Raw genomic sequence first — 19,494 nt, 5'->3', positions numbered from 1 at the left:
CCGGCATGATGCTGAATCGCTAGAGGGTGAGCAATTGGAAAGTGTGCGTCTTTGGCGCCTATGGCGCAGGCACCGCCAGCCATTGCGCCACGACGTTCTGGTAGGTGCCGGTCGCCTTGGTCAGATGCAGCCACTGATCGACGTAGGCTTTCCAACTGACGTCATCTCGTGGCAACAGATACGCTTTCTCGCCGTATTGCATATAGCGCGACGGATTGACCGTGCACAGCCCCGGCAGGCGCTTCTGCTGGTACAGCGCCTCGGACGCGTCGGTGATCATCACGTCGGCCTTGCCGTCGAGCAACTGCTGGAAGATGGTCTTGTTATCGTGGAACGCCAGCGCGGCCTTGGGCAAAAACGCGTGGGCGAACGCCTCGTTGGTCCCGCCTTGAGGCTCGATCAAACGTACGTGGGGTTGATTGATCTGATCGAGCGTCTGGTACTTCGCCTCGTCCTCGCAACGTACCAGCGGCACCTTGCCATCCACGTCCAGCGTGTCGCTGAAAAACGCCTTCTTCTGCCGCTCCAGCGTCACCGAAATGCCGCCTACTGCCACGTCGCACTTGCCTGCTGTGAAGTCCGTCATCAGCGTTTTCCAGGTCGTCGGCACCCACTGCACCTTCACGCCCAGACTTTGCGCGAGCGACTGGACCAATTCGATGTCGATGCCTTCGTATTGCCCGTCGGCGTTGAGAAACGTGTAAGGCTTGTAATCCCCAGTGGTGCAGACCGCCAGCTCGCCTTTCTGCTGAATCGCGTCCAGATGCGATGCCTGCTCGGCGGCGTGGGCCTGAGCGGCGGTGAGCAGGGTGATTAGCAGTGTGGCGGTGGTGCGTTTGTTCATTGTGATGTCCCTTGGTTATGACTGGCCTCGCTGACGTTATAGAGACCGATAGCGTTCGAGGAAAGTGGTGAGGCAATAGATATGCAGTGCTTGCGCACAGCGCGTCGCCGGCAGGATTGCGCTTTGTCTTCGTTCGGAAAGGGGCTAGAACATGAGTAATGAATTGATCCCGTTCGACGTCGCTTCGTTTCTGGACTCTGATGAGGCCATCAGCGAATACCTGACTCAGGTACTGTCGGACGGAGACTGCGATGAGTTCGTCAGAGCGGTGGGTTACGTCGCCAAGGCTCGGGGCATGTCTCATATCGCAGAGGCGTCTGGTTTGGGGCGTGCGAGCTTGTATAAAGCGCTGGCACCCGGTGCCAAGCCACGTTTCGATACTGTCGTCAGGGTCATGCATGCGCTGGGAGTTGAACTCCACGCGAAAGTCGCAGGCGCAGTTACGGCAGCCTCCCGAGTGTGATGGTCATCACTTCGGTGATGACCGCCCCACGCGAACCTTTGCCCGATGATGCCGATACCACGCCACGCCAGCCGCTAGCACGACAATGCCTGCGAAGATCGGCAGGCGATAGGGCTTCAGGTTGCCAAGCAGGTTCTCCAGCGCTTCGCCCGCCCAGTATCCGCCCATCACGAACAGTGTCGCCCAGACCGCCGCGCCGAGCAGGTTGACCAGCGAAAAGCGGATCGGTGACAGGCGGCTTGCACCAATCACCAGCGGTCCCACCAGGCGCATGCCGTAGAGAAAGCGCACCGAGAAGATCGACGCCGTGGGGTAGCGCTCGATCAGCCCTGACACACGGTCGATGGTTGCTTGCTGTCGATGCAGCTTGGGCAAAATTCGGGGCCCGAAATATCGCCCGGTCCAGAACAGAATCTGGTCGCCCAACATGCCCCCCAGCGTGGCGAAAGCGATCACATCGAGCAGTCGCAGCGACGTCTGATGCGCCGCGAGCCCGCCGAGAATCAGGATGGTTTCGCCTTCCAGCAGACAGCCGATAAACACTGCCCAATAGCCGTAGTTGACCAGCAGATAATTGATGTCGATGTGTTCGAACATAGGAAGCAGCAGCCCCAATACAAAAACTTGCCGCAGGAGCATCCGGCGGAAGGCATGCTGTTCGACCCAGGCGAGAGGCCAACAGTTCTATCATCTTTGCAGGCGAACGGTGGGGGTCATTCGCTGAACTCGGCCTCCAGTGCAGCAAGGTCTTTTTCGATGACCTTCATCAACATTTCCCATTCTGCCTGGGTGCGCTTCAACGCTTCGCCTTCACGCGAGTACAGGAAATCGATGATATTCGCGGCCTCCTTGGTGCGGGTGGTCGGGCGAAAAGCATCCATGCTCAACACCCGCGCCAGCATGTCCAGCTCCGTCGCATGATTGACCCATTGCCAGTTGTCCTTGATCACCACCTTGTCGATGAGAATGCACTGCTTCTTGAAGCTGCGCAGGCTGGCGCCGAACGGACTCGCGGCTAACAGCGACGTGATCCGCGAGCCTTCGCTGTTGGCCTTGTCCACCGCATTTGGTCCGAAGAACCACTCGTTGAAACTCAGCTCAATCTCACGAAACGCCACGTTCGCGTCCCAGATGATCCCCAGGGCCTTATTGTGGATGATCTCGTTTTTCCACGCCCGATAGGCCTTGAACGCCAGGCCCACCAGGCCGATGGCGGCCAGCGCTTGCACCAGCGCGGAACAGGAGTTGATGACGTCATAGGCGCGGGCCGATCCGGACACACCGGCCCCGGTATAGGACTCGTAGAAGACAGCGCCGGTCATCGCTGCCAGCGCAAACAACGCGCAGTAAAACCCGAATGCATAGGGATCTTTCATTGTTATTTTTATCCGATCAGCGAGGGTTGAGCGTACGGCCAATTCGCTTTGGATCAGTCACTGGTAAGGCTAGTTGAGAACTGGGGATTTGTGGAGAAATGGCGCAGGGAACGGACCGGTCGAAGGGCCATCGCAGCTAAGTGTTCTGATGGCCTACGGATCAGCGTTGTCGCCCGCCCAGCTTCATCCTTGGGGAAACATTGCGGGATCGGAAAGGCATTTCATCAGATGGTCGTAAACCCATCTGACACGCGGAGGAACGGGCCCTGACTGAGTCCGGTAAATCATCAGATCAATCGGCGGCGGCGCAATTTCACTCAGCACTTCTACCAGCCGTCCCTCAGCCAGCCATGGCTCGGCGAGGTAATGCGGCATCTGCGCATACGCCAGGCCTGCGAGAACAAATTCCAACTCAGTTTCCGGATCGTCGCAGCTGAACGCGGGAGAGGGCGCCAGATAGGTTTGCCCGGAGGCAAAAAACCACGGCCAGGGCCTGCCGTTCTTACGATCAATCAACATGGACAGCGGCATGGATTTCAGTGCTTCGAGGCTGGAAGGCGCGCCGGTTTCGGCGATCAGCGTCGGTGCAGCCACGACCTTCAACGGTACTTCGCCTACTGAGCGGGCAATGTAGCGTCGGTCTTTGACGGTCCCCACTCGAATGCCAATATCGATCTGCGCGGCCACCGCATCGGTCAACTCGTCGTCCAGGCTCAGGTCGATCTGCAATCCCGGATTTTCCTGCATCAACGGTTTGAGAAAGCCCGGCAGGTACAGCTTGCCGACGGCATGGGGCGCGGTAATGCCGACCCTCCCGGTGACGGTGGTTTGCTCTGCTTTCGAGTGAGAGACGAACAGGTTGTCGAACTGAGTCAGTGTCTCCCGCGCTTGCTGCGCGATCTGGGCGCCGAATGCCGTGACATGGGCTTGCCGCGTGCTGCGGTGAAACAGGGGCTCGGCGAACATCCGCTCCAACTCTTTCACCGCCCGAGTGACCTTCTGCGGCGACGTGCCCAGCCGCTGCGCCGCTTCCCGAAAAGTCGGCGATTCAACGGCCACCAGAAAGACGCGAAGCATTTCCATGCGATTGAGCATTGGTCGACCCTTTCAAAAGAGCGTTCCAGATAGTGGAATTCTCAAAGCCAAACTCTTCCATTTTATGAATTGGAAAGCCACTGCAAACTTGCCCTCAATCACTACCAACCCACAGCAAGTGCAGGAGAAACGTTATGAGCAATGGCATCCAAGGCAAAGTCGTCGTCATCACCGGCGCAAGCAGCGGGCTGGGCGAATCCACCGCCCGCCACCTGGCCAAACTCGGCGCCAAAGTCGTTCTGGGCGCGCGTCGCCAGGAACGGATGGACGTCATCGTCCAAGAGATCAAAGCCGCAGGCGGCGAGGCATCGGCCTACACCGTCGACGTCACCCGTCGCCAAGACCTCGAAGCCCTCGTCGCCCACGCGGTTCAGGATTTCGGCAAAATCGACGTCATCGTCAACAACGCAGGCTTCATGGCCATCGCTCCCATCTCGGAACTGCGCGTTGACGAATGGGACCGCATGATCGACATCAACGTCAAAGGCGTCCTCTACGGCATCGCCGCGGCGCTGCCCAAGTTCGAAGCTCAAGGCTTTGGCCACTTCATCAACATCTCGTCTGTCGCGGGTATCAAAGTGTTCAGCCCGGGCGGCTCGGTCTACAGCGGCACCAAATACGCTGTCCGCGCCATCTCCGATGGCCTGCGCCACGAAGTCGGCGGCAAGATCCGCACCACCACCATCGAACCGGGTGCCGTGGATTCCGAGTTGAAACTGGGCAGCGGCCACCAGCCAAGCGCTGACGTCGTGAACGAGTTCTACAAAATGGCGATTCCCGCTGAATCCGTGGCGCGGGCGATTGCCTTCGCGATTGAACAGCCGGGGGATGTGGACATTAACGAAATTGTGCTGCGGCCGACTGCGCAGGATTTCTAAGTTGATGAAGAGGGTTGCGACGGAGTGCTTGCCGCCGCGCTTCCTCAATTATCTGCGACTCCCGAAATAGTCAGACGTGTGAATAACCCCTGTGGGAGCGAATTCATTCGCGAAAGGTTCGTACAGCCGACATATCTTGTTCGTCTGTTCAGTCTTTTCGCGAATGAATTCGCTCCCACAGTTCGTTCAAAGCAACGGATGCCAGGGCTTTATGTAGGAGTAATCGCGAAGGTAGGTAGGAATTGGATGAAAAGCTGACCTGCAATACGTTCTCGCTTGTTATGAAAGATGCGCCTCGCTAGCTTCCCGTGGGTTCAACCGCTCGCGACTCTGCTTATTCACTCAGAGGCGCGTTAATTAAAGGGAAGCGTTATGCCTGATCAGGAAGAATTCCGCGTTGTTCTGAGTTATGCCCAAATGGCGGCCATTCTGGAACATGAGTCTCTCTCCGAAACCGAAATCAGGTCCAATCGAATAATTGGAAGCCTGCGACTGGTTGGTGGCATCGTCGAGCTGGCGGGAGCGGGAGTGCTCTGCAAAGCGCCGGAGCCGTTTTTTACCAAAATAGGCTGTGTCGCTGTAGGCCTGCACGGTTCAGATCAGGCATCGGCGGGTATGCATCAATTCGTCACGGGAAGGGCCACCGATTCCTATGCTTTCAAGATCGGTGCATCTGCGGCCGGGGGGATGGGCGCGTCACCGACCACTGCCCGACTCGTTGGTTTGGCGACGGAGTTTGCTGTGCCCCTCTCCACGGCTTCGCTCTATAACGCGTTCAGGGTGTCCTCTGTGCGGGCGGGGAAAATGACGATTGTCTTGAGCGAGAGGTTTCCAAATGCGCCAATCAAGGGCCCAGGTGGTCACACGAAGCAGCTTCACGTTGCGCAGGATATAAATGCGCTGCAGAAAAGGCTAAAAAGAAAGAGAACAGCGGAGGTGATGTCCACGTTCAGTAATCTGGAGAAGGCTGAGTGGGCCGTGAGTAAGGTCCTCCAGGCGCACAGGTATAAGATTTCTGCGTATTCCAAAGCCAAGTTACTGCTTAAAAATAATCGACTGACACTGAAACTCGCGTTCGTTGACGATGTGGGCTGGGGAATAACACGCACAGCTCCAGATACGCCTGTAGGAATGAAGAATGTGGTCGTTGTGGTGAAATTTACCGAATATAACTACATGCCTGCGTACATTGTCACAGCTTATCCGGTCCCTTGAGGTGGTAATGCGAGGCTACACGATGCTTATCGATTTCATGGGTGCCATGAGTGAGGGGATTCAAGACCACCTACCAGAAGGTCAGCGCAATGCTCAACTCACTGTGGACGAGGTGGTTGCTCGCTGGGTGGATGCAAAATCTTATTGGGCAATAAGGTCGCTTGAACTGGATTTCAGGTCGTACATCAAAAAGCATGAAGTTGGTGATTATTCTGTTGATCAAATCCTTTCTGATTTTGACCTGCTGTTTATATGGGATAGGTTCGAAGTTGAAGAGGTTGAATGGCTAGCAGAGACTTTGGCGAAGGTCAGGAATCGTGTCGCAAAGACGAAGCGCTCGTACTTCAATGATGTTTGGATGTGGATCAGGCGGCACTGCTCATAGATGCATTTGGAAGATACTTAAAAGCGACGATCCTCTCAGTGGATCGATTTTTTGCTCTGGCGGTGCAAGCCCCCTGTCGCATCGTGAATCTCCTCCTGAATCGGCACCTGTAAAATCAGGGCATGTTGATATGCGCAATGTATTGGTCGAGGTCACCAAGCAGATTCACATAGAGCTTCGCATTCTATACCACGCAAGGTACAACGCCGCTTCTCTGGCTCCTTGCAGCAGTTTTGCACGCCATACCTCCTAGGGTTAGTTATATATCGGATTTGATCGAGCAGTCGGTCCGACAGTTTCTTTAGTGGGCGACCCGCGTTGCAGCTGCCGCTCGAACTTTTCAACGAGTACTAGGGCAACCAGAGCGCGGCCGTCGTCGCGCTGCCTAGCCTTCGCCCTGGTGCAGCGATCAACAACGGCGAGCGTGTCACCAGTGTGGGTCTTGCCGGCACGCAAATGAGCATCCGATGGACGAAGCAAACAAACGCAGCGTAGTGCGCCATTCCCTGAACAGAGCAGTCAACATCACCTGCCGCGATTCGCGTAAGTGGCGTCGATAGCCGATGCGCCAGCAGACGCTGGAGTGTACGACAACTATCGCCCGCGCTACGCGGTCGACGTCCAGGTACTGACGCCGGACGGCCTGCCTGACCCGGCGTTGCCGATCCTGCACGGCGTGTCGCTGCCGGTGCCGACGGGTGGCGATGAAATGGGGATGTACGCATTCCCGCACGAAGGCACGCGGGTGGTGGTGTGCTTCGCCTACGGCCAGCCGCATTGCCCGTATATCCAGACCATCCTGCCGCACGGCCTGAGCCTGCCGAAGGTGCCGAAGGGCGACCATGTGTGGCAGCACAGCGATCTGGCGCAGCAGCGCGTCGACGCGGACGGCAACTGGACTCGGACCACCGATGGCAAGATCACCGACCACTTTTTGGACCGCCAGGTGAGGAGCGGCGCGAATCAGGAGCAGTACCAGAGTCACGCCCAGTACGTGGCGAACCATTCGACTGAGCAGGTGGGCGGAATAAAGCGCATCGACGCTTTGGGCGCGCTCAAGCTGAACTCCGCCGGCACGGCCACGCTAGCCGCGCTGCAGGATATGCACCAGGCAACTGGGCGAGACTTGAACCTGGTGGTTGGTAAGAAGCACAACGCCGCCGTAGGTGGCGACATGCAGGAAAGGATTCAAGGGTTGCGCGAGAGTGTGAGCCAGGTCAGCCAGCGCCTGGTCGCGCCGAAAAATCACGTTGGTTCAGAATCGGTCAACATCTTCCAAGTGCTATGCGACACCCTCGACCTAATTCAGCAGTTGGCCACAGAGGTAGCGTCACACACTCATGGGCCATCGCCAGCGCCTACCCAGGATCCTGCATTCACCGCAGATGCTGTTAGGGCGGGGACATTGTCTGCACCTTTGAAATTGATCACAATGTGAAGCGGTGTTTAATTCACCTTCTAAGCCACCGGCAAATCAGGGACGAAGCAGTCAAATGATTTTATACAAACACTATGGATTTCAAGCTGGTTTAAGCGCACTCAGATCCTCTAGATTAGGGTTTCGAGAACCCAGACATTTCAATGATCCATTCGAGTTATCGAATTTGGATAATGCGTCAGGCCCAGTCTCGAAGCTAACAGACTGGCAAAGCACTTTATATAGTCTAAAAAACGGTGTGGGAATACTTTCCCTGACGAGGGAGCCTCTGAATCCTCTAATGTGGGCTCATTACAGTCAAGAGCATACAGGCTTTGTGATCGGATACGAGGTAGATATCCCTTTTTTGAATAGCGTTAATTACAACCTCATCCCAGTGGATCGGGGAGATGTGGTCTATACAAACTCAAAAATACCTCACGTCGTAACTTCTGAAACTCGTAGACTGCTCAGCAAACTATTTGTAGCTTCGATGGGTTTCGCCTTTGATGACGCAGACCGGTCTGGGTTAGAAACGCTCATGCGGAAAGCGTTCTTGATCAAACATGCTGCTTGGGTATACGAAGAAGAAGTTAGAGTCGTCAAACCACTCGTCAATCACGCTATGACTATAGAAGAGGAGTATGAGAACATCTACTTTGGTAGCGATACTCTATCTTATGAAGTGGCACCAGGGCATGCCGTATCATCAGTAGAAGGCCTGTATCTGTACAAGCATCCGATTGAGATCAAAGAGGTTTACCTGGGGCTTCGCAATCCGCTGATCGCAGACGGCATTGTAGTTAGTAGGGGGGATAGTGTCGACCTAGATCACTCTCTTCGGATAAAAGCCGAGGGCGAGAGCTGGAAAATCTTCGCGCTTGAAATGACTGCAGGGACTTGGCAACTTGAAAAAAAACGTTTGGACCCTTTCAGCCTAATTCTAGTGGATCGAGCGTTAGAAGGGGCTCAAAGCCATCTAACGGGTATTCAGGCGAAGATGTTAAAAGAAAAGCTGCAGACAATTGATTTTGATGCTGAGGATAATTTTACTATTTCAAATTGGCGCCAACGCACTTATATTAAAAAGAATAACGACTGGTTAGATTAACGGGTTCATTATCTAAACGATGGCAGTCGCCATCCCAGCCTTAAGCACGCAATTATAGCAATAGCCTTCTATGCTGATATTAGAAGGCTGCGGTGCTTTACGGTTATAATAGCTGTCAATGCGGAGGTTCCATTGGCTTTGGTTGCCTTATGGGCTCACTTAGCGCCGTCACTGGATGGTCGAAATTGTAATAGTCTATGTATGTGTGTGCTCCTTGCATAAGCCTTAACATAATTCTATTGAGCATTACCTTTAGAATTTTTGTTTCCCTAATCAACTCAATCTCTCCTCCCTTAACAATTTTATTTCCATGCGCGGCGTCGTTTCGTCTTTTCCACGCGTTAAGTTCCAAGTCCCCGAGCTTTAAGTCCAAGCTTTCATAAAAACGTTGAGCTACAATTTTCTGAGGTGCAACGTTTCCAGCTTCAATCTTTTGCAAAAAAGTGTTACGCTGCTGCTCGTCTATTTCCATTTTCGCAAGATATCTCGTCATAACCGCTTTCAGATTTTTGTAATCAGATTTATTGACTATTAAGCTGCTGACTTTATTCGCAGGGTTTTCTGTATATTTTTTCTGAAGCGTTTCTATCAATGCTCCGTAATATGCGGGGGCCATGTAATATGGAGCGATTGAAGCGTACCATTTACGCCACAAGATGTTTTGAAAGTCATAATCCCGGTGGCGCGCTAGATAAGCGGAAGCTACTTGCTCCAATGCTTTGGGATCGAGCATGTGCTCTCCAATAGGGGTGGGCGGAAGACTCCTCATGTCCCAAGCCCTACCTCCCATCGATTGAGGCGTTATCGCCTCAATCCCCAATGGGGAATAGTCTTCTGCAAACGTGGATGAACTGACGTGAACGAGCGGAGCGCCTAGTGCAAACGAGAGGCTATCACGTATCTCCCGACGCTCGTCTTTGTTCGGCGCTCCAATATAAAGGATGAAACCTGGTCTAATCGCCTCTAAAGACGTTTTTCGGGGTAAAACCCCGAACTCGATATCGTATCCAGCGAGTCTTATTCTTGTCGAGTAGTTTCCTAGGCCAAAACTGCCGCCCCGCGCTTTTAGAACAATCTCGGGTTCACTTAAATAAGTTCGTGTAGTGATGTCTGAGGTTTCATCTCGGTGCCCACCCGAAAACATGTATTCGTTGGGCGCGTTGCCAATCCAGTCAAATGTATAACGGGGAAGTTTGATGTTATGAAATTGTAGATCTAGTTCGCGCACGCTGTATGTGGTAGTGGTTATCGCTTTGCTTGTTACCATCTGTTTAAGTGCAACACCGGTAAGCGTTGCATTAGCAGAAGTCGAGCTGATCTGAATCATATTATCATTTTTGTATACCTCCCCCAGTTGCCTCTCCGGCTCTCGAGGTTCGTAAGATTGTTGCGGTGCGGTCACTGTAAGAATTAAGTCTTGATCAAGGCTCCGTATGATATTGAAGTGCATGATATCTTTATGTAAAAGCAAGTCATCGCATAGCTGGCCCCGAATGCCGTTAACCACTTGTTCTACATTTTCCCATTCCCAAAATACCGCCATGTCTCTCTCCAACTTGTTAGTGCCGTGGCATAGGTGCTAGCCCACCTTTTAGCGTATTTAGCCTTGCAGATCACCTCTAGCGTAGACATATCAAAATTTCCTGTTAAATGGGTGCGAGGCCACAATGATTGCGCAAGCGCGTGCGCCATAGCGCCTTCTGACGTGAGTGTTATTGCGTACAGACGGTCGATGATGTGCACGGCCGGTCGACGTACTGCGCAGACGCGAGATAAATCCAGCGCCCGAAAAAATAATTCCAAGAAAAATCACTTATCCCCCTCCCGCCGACGGGCCTTGCGTCCTTTTTTTGTGCAAATCCGGAGCGAGTGCAAACGACCCTGCAAGCCACGCCGGCTGCGGGGCTCCGCAGGCAATCGAGCATTGCACGGTTTGCAAACTTTGGAAGAGAAATGCAATGGGGTTGCACAGCGCGGCTTCATGCAACGCAGACGGCCCCAGCCCCGACACCCCAGTAATGCCTGGGTGAAAAATAGAAAAACGGCTGATGACCCAGTTTTTCAAAATCGCGGTTGGTGGTTTTCGAATAGCCGCCGTCCGGTTTGGCATCTCGCCTAGATGCTTTGTACGCCCCTCATGGCGCGGGTTTCAGCGAGTTTTAGCAGCTTCGTGGGCTTGCACAGCGTTGCAGACGATTTGCTGCGTTTCAAGGCCGATCAGTCGAGGCCGAAAAACACTAGAAAAATGCTAGCCGGTTGCCATTTCCAGTTGAGGGCTGGGAAAAAGGTAATTTCGGGAATAAAGGTGCGGGAGAGGGCTGTAAGCCTTACAGGCCGTGGCTTTGAGCAATTACCAGAGAAGGTAATTTAGGGTAATTGAAAAGGTAATTTTTTTGTAACTGACTGATTTACAACGTTTTTAAAAGGTAAGAATCTAACCACCTCAAAAGGTAAGTTGATTACTAAGAAATCACCCTATTATTACCTTTAGCTATTCATCTCAACCCATTGATTTTAAAGGCTTTCCGGATGATTGCAGGACAAGATTACCAAAATTACCTTTTTCCCATGGGTCAACATAAAACGAAGAATTGCCATGGCTGCGCTCTGAATGGCGCCGTGTGCGTGCTGGCCAACACTTGCCGTTGCTATCTCACTGACGTCCGCAGGCTTGCGAGAACGCACACCAACGACATGCCGTTACGCCATTTTTACGCCATCCATAAAAAAAGGCCTTGATAATCAAGGCCTTTTCTCATTGTGCTGGTGCCCCGAGGGAGACTCGAACTCCCACTCCTTTCGAAAACGGATTTTGAATCCGCCGCGTCTACCAATTCCGCCATCAGGGCTTGTGGCGGCGCAGTATAGAGAGGTGCCTACCGTTGGTCAATCATGTTTCATGGTCAATTTTCAGGTTTTCGGCTAAACTTCCCGGCCCTGCTAGACGAACCCCATCATGCGTGTCGCCGACTTTACCTTCGAACTCCCGGATTCATTGATCGCCCGCCATCCGCTGGCCGAGCGTCGTGGCAGCCGTTTGCTGACCCTCGACGGCTCCAGTGGTGCGCTGGCTCACCGCCAATTCGCTGATTTGCTGGAGCATTTGCGTCCTGGCGATCTGATGGTTTTCAACAACACCCGGGTCATTCCCGCGCGTTTGTTCGGGCAGAAGGCGTCGGGCGGCAAGCTCGAAATTCTGGTCGAGCGGGTGCTGGATCAGCATCGCGTGCTGGCCCATGTGCGGTCGAGCAAGTCGCCGAAGGCGGGTTCGTCGATCCTGATCGATGGGGGTGGCGAGGCCGAGATGGTGGCGCGTCATGATGCGTTGTTCGAGCTGCGGTTTGCCGAACCCGTGCTGCCGCTGCTGGAGCGCGTCGGGCACATGCCGTTGCCTCCTTATATAGACCGGCCGGACGAAGACGCTGACCGCGAGCGATATCAGACCGTGTACGCGCAGCGTGCCGGTGCTGTGGCGGCGCCGACGGCGGGGCTGCATTTCGATCAGACGATGATGGACGCGATTGCCGAGAAGGGCGTTGAGACGGCGTTCGTCACGTTGCACGTGGGGGCGGGGACCTTTCAGCCGGTGCGCGTGGAGCGGATCGAAGATCACCACATGCACAACGAATGGCTGGAGGTTACGCAGGACGTGGTCGACGCCGTTGCGGCGTGCCGAGCACGGGGCGGCCGGGTGATCGCCGTCGGTACGACCAGCGTGCGTTCGCTGGAAAGCGCGGCCCGGGACGGCGTGCTCAAGCCGTTCAGCGGCGACACCGACATCTTCATTTATCCAGGCCGACCGTTTCACGTGGTCGATGCACTGGTCACCAATTTCCATTTGCCTGAATCCACGCTGCTGATGCTGGTTTCGGCCTTCGCCGGTTACCCGGAAACCATGGCGGCCTACGCGGCGGCTGTGGAAAACGGTTACCGCTTCTTCAGTTACGGGGATGCCATGTTCATCACCCGCAATCCCGCGCCGACGGCTCCCAAGGAATCGGCCCCAGAGGATCAAGCATGAGTCGCACCTGTCGTATGTCTTTCGAGCTGTTGGCCACCGATGGCAAGGCTCGTCGTGGTCGCCTGACCTTTCCCCGTGGCGTGGTCGAGACCCCGGCGTTCATGCCGGTGGGCACCTATGGCACGGTCAAGGGCATGCTGCCGCGTGATATCGAGGCCACGGGTGCGCAGATCATCCTTGGCAACACCTTCCACCTGTGGCTGCGTCCCGGCACTGAAGTGATCAAGGGCCACGGCGACCTGCACGACTTCATGCAATGGAAAGGCCCGATTCTGACCGACTCCGGTGGTTTTCAGGTGTTCAGCCTCGGCGCCATGCGCAAGATCAAGGAAGAGGGCGTGACCTTCGCCTCTCCTGTGGATGGCGCAAAAGTGTTCATGGGTCCGGAAGAGTCGATGCAGGTCCAGCGCGATCTGGGCTCTGACATCGTGATGATTTTCGACGAGTGCACCCCGTACCCGGCGGATGAAGACGTCGCGCGTACCTCGATGGAACTGTCCCTGCGTTGGGCCAAGCGGTCCAAGATCGCTCATGGCGAAAACACCGCAGCGCTGTTCGGCATCGTTCAGGGCGGCATGCATGAAAACCTGCGCATGCGCTCCCTTGAAGGTCTGAACGAGCTCGATTTCGACGGCCTGGCCATCGGCGGTCTGTCGGTGGGTGAGCCCAAGCACGAGATGATCAAGGTGCTGGACTATCTCCCAGGCCGCATGCCGGCTGAAAAACCCCGTTACCTTATGGGTGTAGGCAAGCCGGAAGACCTGGTTGAAGGTGTGCGGCGCGGAGTCGACATGTTCGACTGCGTCATGCCGACGCGCAATGCTCGCAACGGTCATCTGTTCATCGACACCGGTGTGCTGAAGATTCGTAACGCGTTTCATCGCCATGATGATTCGCCGCTGGACCCGACCTGTGATTGCTACACCTGCAAGAACTTCTCTCGCGCTTATCTGCATCACCTGGACAAGTGCGGCGAAATGCTGGGGAGCATGCTCAATACGATCCACAATTTGCGGCATTACCAGCTGCTGATGGCTGGTTTGCGCGAGGCTATTCAACAAGGTACATTGGCCGCCTTTGTCGACACGTTCTATGCCAAACGCGGGCTTGCGACGCCGCCGCTGGATTGAAATGACAGCCGGTCTTACCGCTTCCTATTATTAAAAATATGCAACTGGAGTGTTTAATGAGCTTTTTCATTTCCAACGCCATGGCTGACGCGGGCGCACCTGCTGCCGCCGGTCCTGCGGGTTCGGGCTTTGAGTGGATCTTCCTGGTCGGCTTTCTGGTCATCTTCTACCTGATGATCTGGCGTCCACAGGCTAAGCGCGCAAAAGAACAGAAGAATCTGCTGGGCAACTTGCAGAAGGGCGATGAAGTCGTCACTTCCGGTGGTATCGCGGGCAAGATCAACAAAGTGACCGATGACTTCGTTGTCCTTGAAGTGTCCGACACCGTAGAACTGAAGTTCCAGAAGGGCGCCATCGCTGCCACCCTGCCTAAGGGCACCTTGAAAGCCCTCTGATTCCAGTCTTTTACCAATCGACGGGGCGCGCAAGGCGCCCCGCGTTATAAGCAGGCGGCGTGATGTTGAACAAATACCCTCTGTGGAAATACATCCTGATCCTGGCAGTGCTCACGATCGGCTTTATTTATTCCGCACCCAATCTCTACCCTGATGACCCGGCTATCCAGGTCAGCGGCGCAAGCACTGCGTTGCAAGTCAATCAGGCTGATCTGGATCGCGTAAGCAAGGCGCTTACCGATGCTGGCATCGCGGTCAAGGGCGCGTCTCTTGCCGAGAATGGCAAGGGCGGTTTGTTGCGTCTGACCAAGCAGGAAGACCAGCTGCCCGCCAAGGATGTCGCGCGCAAGGCGTTGGGTGACGACTACGTCGTTGCGTTGAACCTGGCTCAGACCACGCCGAAGTGGCTGCGCAACATTGGCGCCACCCCGATGAAACTGGGTCTCGACCTGTCCGGCGGCGTGCACTTCCTGCTCGAAGTCGACATGGACAAGGCCCTGAGCGCCCGTCTGAACGTCTACGAAGGCGAAGTGAAGAGCCTGCTGCGCAAGGAAAAACTGCGTTATCGCAGCCTGCCGCAGGATGGCAACGCCATTCAACTTGGCTTCAGTGACACCGATTCCCGCGAACAGGCCCGTGCCCTGATCCGCAAGGATTACAGCGATTTCGACATCACCACGACTGATCGTGGCGAAATGCCGATCCTGCGTCTGGCCATGACCCAGGCCAAGGTCGCCGAGATCCGCGAATACTCCATCAAGCAGAACTTGACCACGGTACGTAACCGCGTCAACGAGCTGGGTGTGGCCGAGCCACTGGTTCAGCGTCAGGGTGCCAACCGCATCGTGGTCGAGCTGCCAGGCGTGCAGGACACCGCCGAAGCCAAACGTATTCTCGGCAAGACCGCCAACCTTGAGTTCCGTCTGGGCGCAGGCCCGGATGACACCAAGGCCACCACCGAAATGTTCGAATTCCGCGAGGGCGGTCGTCCGGCTGCTCCGGTTGAGCGTGGCCTGATCATCACCGGTGACCAGGTGACCGACGCCAAGGCGGGCTTCGATGAACACGGTCGTCCGCAAGTGAATATCAAGCTGGACGGTCACGGTGGCGATCTGATGAGCCGCGCGACCCGCGCCAACGTCGGTCGCAGCATGGCGGTGATCTTCATCGAACAGCGTCCGCAGACCACCTACACCAAACAGGTTGTGGACGGCGTCGAGAAAGACGTGCCGGTTCAGACCTTCAAGGAAGACAAGAAGATCATCAGCCTGGCGACCATCCAGTCGCCGTTGGGCAGCCAGTTCCGCATCACCGGCCTGAACGGCCAGGGTGAGTCGTCCGAACTCGCGCTGCTGCTGCGTGCCGGTGGTCTGGCTGCACCGATGTACTTCGCTGAAGAGCGCACAATCGGTCCGAGCCTGGGTGCTGACAACATCACCAAAGGTATCGACGCTTCCCTGTGGGGCATGCTATTCGTTTCGCTGTTCATCATCGCCATCTACCGTTTCTTCGGCCTGATCGCGACCGTTGCACTGGCCTTCAACATGGTCATGCTGCTGGCATTGATGTCGCTGCTGGGTGCAACGCTGACCCTGCCAGGCATCGCCGGTATCGTGTTGACCATGGGTATGGCGGTGGACGCCAACGTGCTGATCTTTTCGCGGATTCGCGAGGAACTGGCCAACGGCATGAGCGTGCAGCGTGCGATCAACGAAGGTTTCGACCGCGCCTACACCGCGATTCTTGACGCCAACCTGACATCGCTCCTCGTCGGCGGCATCCTGTATGCCATGGGCACAGGGCCGGTCAAAGGTTTCGCCGTGACCATGTCCCTCGGGATCTTTACCTCGATGTTCACTGCCATCATGGTGACCCGCGCAATGGTCAACCTGATTTATGGCGGCCGTGACGTCAAGAAGCTGTGGATTTAAGGGGCTGACATGAAACGTACGATCAACTTCATGGGCGTTCGCAACATTGCGTTCGGCATCACCATGCTCCTGACGATTCTGGCGTTGTTCAGCTGGTTTCATAAAGGGCTCAACTTCGGCCTGGACTTCACCGGCGGTACGCTGATCGAGCTGACTTACGAGCACCCGGCCGATCTCGGCAAGGTGCGCGAAGAGCTGGCTTCTTCGGGGTATCACGAAGCTATCGTTCAGAGCTTCGGTGCCACCACCGACCTGCTGGTGCGCATGCCGGGTGAAGACCCGCAACTGGGTGCGCAAGTAGCCCAGGCGCTGCGCAAGACCGGCGCGGACAATCCGGTCACGGTCAAGCGCGTTGAGTTCGTCGGTCCGCAAGTGGGTGAGGAGCTGCGCGACCAGGGCGGCATCGGCATGTTGCTGGCATTGGGCGGCGTTCTGATTTACCTGGCCTTCCGCTTCCAGTGGAAATTCGCGGTCGGTGCCATCGTTTCGCTGATCCATGACGTGGTGGTGACGATGGGTATCCTGTCGTTCTTCCAGGTGACGTTCGACCTGACCGTGCTGGCCGCCGTTTTGGCGATCATCGGTTACTCGCTTAACGACACCATCGTGGTATTCGACCGGGTTCGCGAGAACTTCCGACTGCTGCGCAAGGCTTCGCTGATCGAGAACATCAACATCTCGACCACCCAAACCCTGCTGCGGACCATGGCGACGTCGATTTCCACGCTGCTGGCAATCGTTGCGTTGTGGATCTTCGGTGGCGACAGCCTGCACGGTTTCTCCGTGGCGCTGTTTATCGGTGTCCTGGCGGGTACGTACTCGTCGATCTACATCGCCAACGTGGTGCTGATCTGGCTGAACCTGCGTTCCGAAGACCTGCTGCCACCCGTGACTACAGAGAAGGTCGACGATCGTCCCTGACGATTTTTCCTGACCGGTCATCACGTTAAAAGGCGCGAGTGTGAACTCGCGCCTTTTTTCATGCTCCAAGGCTGGGAGTGGCGCGAGCAATTGCGCTGAATATGGTCAGGAGGTTCACGTGAACAAATCGTTGCTTGTTGGTGCGGTATTGGGTGCTGTCGGTGTGACCGCCGGTGGTGCTTTGGCCACCTACAGCCTCGTTAAAAACAACGGCCCTGAGTACGCCGATGTACTCGCCGTCGAGCCTGTCAAAGAACAGATCAAGACCCCTCGTGAAGTATGCAAGGACGTCGCGGTCACCCACCGCGCGCCGGTCAAGGACCAGCATCAGATCGTCGGTACGGTTGTCGGTGCCCTGGCAGGTGGCCTGCTCGGTAACCAGATCGGTGGCGGGACCGGCAAGAAAGTCGCCACTGTCGCAGGTGCCGTCGGTGGTGGCTACGCGGGTAACAAGGTTCAGGAGGGCATGCAGAACCGCGACACGTACACCACCACTCAAACTCGTTGCAATACGGTCAACGACATCAGCGACAAGGTCGTAGGCTACAACGTGAAGTACAAGCTGAACGACAAGGTCGGTCAGGTGCGTATGGACCGCGATCCGGGCAGTCAGATTCCAGTGAACAAAGACGGTCAGTTGGAGTTGAGTCAGGCGGGTCAGCAGTAAGCCTTGATGAACTTCACGAAAAACGCCCCTCTCGCAGGGGCGTTTTTTTTGCATATTTTTTCGCGTCCCGCAGGGATTGTAGGAGTGAGCTTGCTCGCGATAAGGGGTTAGGCCGTGATCTGCTTCGACTGAAATGCTGATCGCGAGCAAGCTCACTCCTACAGGTTCGTATTGATGGCAACTTGCGTGTTGCTACAGGTAAGTTCATATCTACAAAGTCTTGAGTAGGTAGTAACTATATATTTTTAATCGGTACACCCGCCGCGTAAGCTTTTCTGCGTGACCGGGCGACCTGATTCCCTCGGCACATCTGAACAACTCTAATAAAAACCAGCTACGCCATGCGGGAATAAAAATGCAAAGAAGTCCTGTATCTATCGGCCTCACGTCGGCTGCCGCCCTTGGATTGAGCCTGGCCTTCCCAGGTTTCGCTGAAGCTGATTTCTTCGAAGACAGCAAAGCCGATCTTGAATTTCGCAACTTCTATTTCAACAGCGATTTCCGTCAGGAAGGCGCGAACCAATCCAAGCGCGACGAATGGGCCCAAGGCCTGATTCTCAACTTTGAATCTGGATTCACCGAGGGCCCGGTCGGTTTTGGCGTCGATGCCATAGGGCTGTTTGGCTTGAAACTCGACTCTGGCCCTGACCGCCGCAACACCGGTTTACTGCCGGTGGGAGATGAAAAAGCGCCCGATGACTACGGCCGTTCCGGTGTGACGGCCAAGGCGCGAATCTCCAAGAGCGTGCTGCGCGTTGGCACCCTGGTTCCCAAACTGCCAACGGTCGTTCCTAACGATGGACGTCTGCTGCCGCAAACCTTCCGTGGCGCACAGGTCACCTCCAAAGACATCACCGACATGACCCTGAACGTCGGGCGCCTGACCAGTAACACCGAGCGCAATGACAGTGGTCACGAGGACATCGTCGCTGAAGCGAAGGGCATCAAGGGCGGCCGTCCAAGCGATAAGTTCGACTTTGCCAGCGCCAGCTACAACTGGACCAAGGGGCTGAACACGTCCTACAACTACGGCGGCCTTGAGAACAATTACAAGCAGCACATCGTCACGCTGCTGCACAGTTTTCCGCTGAGTGATTCGCAGTCGATCAAGAGCGACCTGCGTTACGCGCGCTCGCTGAAGGACGGTAATACCAACGTCGATAACACGGCCATTGGCGCAAGGTTCACCTACAACGTCGGCGGCCATGGTTTTGGCCTCGCCTATCAAAAGATGAGCGGCGACACCGGCTTCCCTCACTTGGCAGGCACTGATTCGTTCCTCGTCAACTACGTGATGATTTCCCCGGATTTCGCCAATCCCGAAGAGCGCTCCTGGCAAGCCCGATACGACTACAACTTCGCCACCGTCGGCCTGCCGGGCCTGACCTTCATGACCCGCTATCTGCAGGGCGACAACTTCGCGCGTGGCAACAAGGAAGGCACCGAATGGGAGCGCAATACCGACATCGCCTACGTATTCCAGAGCGGCGCATTAAAGAATCTCGAATTGAAGTGGCGCAACGGCAGCTACCGCAGCAACGGCGGCAACAACATCGATCAGAACCGAGTGATCGTCAGCTACACGCTGCCGCTGCTCTGAGCCTCAACGCTTTCAGCAACATCCCGACAACGTTCACCCCCGGCC

The 19,494-nt window shown here is 55.6% G+C and carries 17 protein-coding genes, 1 tRNA gene and 1 pseudogene; 13 read left to right on the top strand and 6 right to left on the bottom strand.

The genetic code is table 11. From position 1 onward, the window contains the following. Positions 1 to 58 precede the first annotated feature (58 nt). Positions 59 to 844, bottom strand: a complete 786-nt coding sequence (locus GVN17_RS02760; protein ID WP_166593683.1) for a transporter substrate-binding domain-containing protein — start codon at positions 842 to 844, stop codon at positions 59 to 61. Positions 845 to 995: 151 nt separating this feature from the next. Between GVN17_RS02760 and GVN17_RS02755 the strand changes: the two genes are divergently transcribed. Then, a complete protein-coding gene (locus GVN17_RS02755) occupies positions 996 to 1,307 on the top strand; it encodes an addiction module antidote protein (protein WP_166593682.1) in 312 nt (103 codons plus the stop codon). A gap of 6 nt (positions 1,308 to 1,313) precedes the next feature. Here GVN17_RS02755 and GVN17_RS02750 read toward each other — a convergent pair whose 3' ends face one another. From GVN17_RS02750 to GVN17_RS02740, 3 genes are all read right to left on the bottom strand, one after another. Further along, the gene (locus GVN17_RS02750) at positions 1,314 to 1,904 is read right to left on the bottom strand and encodes a DedA family protein (protein ID WP_166593681.1); all 591 of its coding nucleotides are present in this window, start codon (positions 1,902 to 1,904) and stop codon (positions 1,314 to 1,316) included. Between the two features lie 116 nt (positions 1,905 to 2,020). Then, positions 2,021 to 2,683 carry a hypothetical protein gene (locus GVN17_RS02745; RefSeq protein ID WP_166593680.1) on the bottom strand — a complete coding sequence of 221 codons (663 nt, stop codon included), beginning with the start codon at positions 2,681 to 2,683 and terminating at the stop codon, positions 2,021 to 2,023. A 183-nt stretch (positions 2,684 to 2,866) separates the two neighbouring features. Further along, on the bottom strand, positions 2,867 to 3,778 hold the full coding sequence (locus GVN17_RS02740; protein ID WP_166593679.1) for a LysR family transcriptional regulator: 912 nt from the start codon (positions 3,776 to 3,778) through the stop codon (positions 2,867 to 2,869). 134 nt (positions 3,779 to 3,912) lie between these two features. Between GVN17_RS02740 and GVN17_RS02735 the strand changes: the two genes are divergently transcribed. The 5 genes and pseudogenes from GVN17_RS02735 to GVN17_RS02715 all read left to right on the top strand — a co-directional run bounded on the left by GVN17_RS02735 (position 3,913) and on the right by GVN17_RS02715 (position 8,784). Continuing rightward, on the top strand, positions 3,913 to 4,656 hold the full coding sequence (locus GVN17_RS02735; protein WP_166593678.1) for an SDR family oxidoreductase: 744 nt from the start codon (positions 3,913 to 3,915) through the stop codon (positions 4,654 to 4,656). 372 nt (positions 4,657 to 5,028) lie between these two features. After that, positions 5,029 to 5,871 carry an RNase A-like domain-containing protein gene (locus tag GVN17_RS02730; protein WP_166593677.1) on the top strand — a complete coding sequence of 281 codons (843 nt, stop codon included), beginning with the start codon at positions 5,029 to 5,031 and terminating at the stop codon, positions 5,869 to 5,871. Between the two features lie 22 nt (positions 5,872 to 5,893). Continuing rightward, the gene (locus GVN17_RS02725; RefSeq protein WP_166593676.1) at positions 5,894 to 6,256 is read left to right on the top strand and encodes a hypothetical protein; all 363 of its coding nucleotides are present in this window, start codon (positions 5,894 to 5,896) and stop codon (positions 6,254 to 6,256) included. A gap of 467 nt (positions 6,257 to 6,723) precedes the next feature. After that, a pseudogene (locus GVN17_RS02720) lies at positions 6,724 to 7,694 on the top strand (hypothetical protein). 280 nt (positions 7,695 to 7,974) lie between these two features. Then, positions 7,975 to 8,784 carry a DUF2971 domain-containing protein gene (locus tag GVN17_RS02715; protein ID WP_166593675.1) on the top strand — a complete coding sequence of 270 codons (810 nt, stop codon included), beginning with the start codon at positions 7,975 to 7,977 and terminating at the stop codon, positions 8,782 to 8,784. A 115-nt stretch (positions 8,785 to 8,899) separates the two neighbouring features. On the opposite strand, the gene GVN17_RS02710 is transcribed toward GVN17_RS02715, so the two are convergent. Both GVN17_RS02710 and GVN17_RS02705 read right to left on the bottom strand, forming a co-directional pair. After that, positions 8,900 to 10,327 (bottom strand): hypothetical protein, encoded by a 1,428-nt coding sequence (locus tag GVN17_RS02710; RefSeq protein WP_166593674.1) that lies wholly within the window; start codon positions 10,325 to 10,327, stop codon positions 8,900 to 8,902. Between the two features lie 1,221 nt (positions 10,328 to 11,548). Then, positions 11,549 to 11,633, bottom strand: a tRNA-Leu gene (locus GVN17_RS02705). Positions 11,634 to 11,740: 107 nt separating this feature from the next. Between GVN17_RS02705 and queA the strand changes: the two genes are divergently transcribed. From queA to GVN17_RS02670, 7 genes are all read left to right on the top strand, one after another. Next, positions 11,741 to 12,805, top strand: a complete 1,065-nt coding sequence (gene queA, locus GVN17_RS02700) for a tRNA preQ1(34) S-adenosylmethionine ribosyltransferase-isomerase QueA (protein WP_166593673.1) — start codon at positions 11,741 to 11,743, stop codon at positions 12,803 to 12,805. Between the two features lie 14 nt (positions 12,806 to 12,819). Beyond that, positions 12,820 to 13,935 carry a tRNA guanosine(34) transglycosylase Tgt gene (gene tgt, locus GVN17_RS02695; RefSeq protein ID WP_166593815.1) on the top strand — a complete coding sequence of 372 codons (1,116 nt, stop codon included), beginning with the start codon at positions 12,820 to 12,822 and terminating at the stop codon, positions 13,933 to 13,935. 56 nt (positions 13,936 to 13,991) lie between these two features. Then, positions 13,992 to 14,330: a preprotein translocase subunit YajC gene (yajC, locus tag GVN17_RS02690; RefSeq protein ID WP_166593672.1), complete on the top strand. Its 339-nt coding sequence runs from the start codon at positions 13,992 to 13,994 to the stop codon at positions 14,328 to 14,330. Between the two features lie 62 nt (positions 14,331 to 14,392). Continuing rightward, the gene (secD, locus tag GVN17_RS02685; RefSeq protein ID WP_166593671.1) at positions 14,393 to 16,261 is read left to right on the top strand and encodes a protein translocase subunit SecD; all 1,869 of its coding nucleotides are present in this window, start codon (positions 14,393 to 14,395) and stop codon (positions 16,259 to 16,261) included. A gap of 9 nt (positions 16,262 to 16,270) precedes the next feature. Continuing rightward, complete coding sequence (secF, locus tag GVN17_RS02680) at positions 16,271 to 17,182, top strand: protein translocase subunit SecF (RefSeq protein ID WP_166593670.1); 912 nt, start codon at positions 16,271 to 16,273, stop codon at positions 17,180 to 17,182. A 118-nt stretch (positions 17,183 to 17,300) separates the two neighbouring features. Then, positions 17,301 to 17,849, top strand: a complete 549-nt coding sequence (locus GVN17_RS02675; RefSeq protein ID WP_166593669.1) for a glycine zipper 2TM domain-containing protein — start codon at positions 17,301 to 17,303, stop codon at positions 17,847 to 17,849. A 355-nt stretch (positions 17,850 to 18,204) separates the two neighbouring features. Continuing rightward, positions 18,205 to 19,449, top strand: coding sequence for an OprD family porin (locus tag GVN17_RS02670; RefSeq protein ID WP_166593668.1), 1,245 nt, complete (start codon positions 18,205 to 18,207; stop codon positions 19,447 to 19,449). Positions 19,450 to 19,494: the final 45 nt, after the last annotated feature.

Source organism: Pseudomonas sp. SLFW, assembly GCF_009905615.1.
Lineage (GTDB): Bacteria > Pseudomonadota > Gammaproteobacteria > Pseudomonadales > Pseudomonadaceae > Aquipseudomonas > Aquipseudomonas bambusae.
The sequence above is the reverse complement of the archived record's forward strand: the minus strand, read 5'-3'. Positions and strand labels throughout refer to the sequence as shown.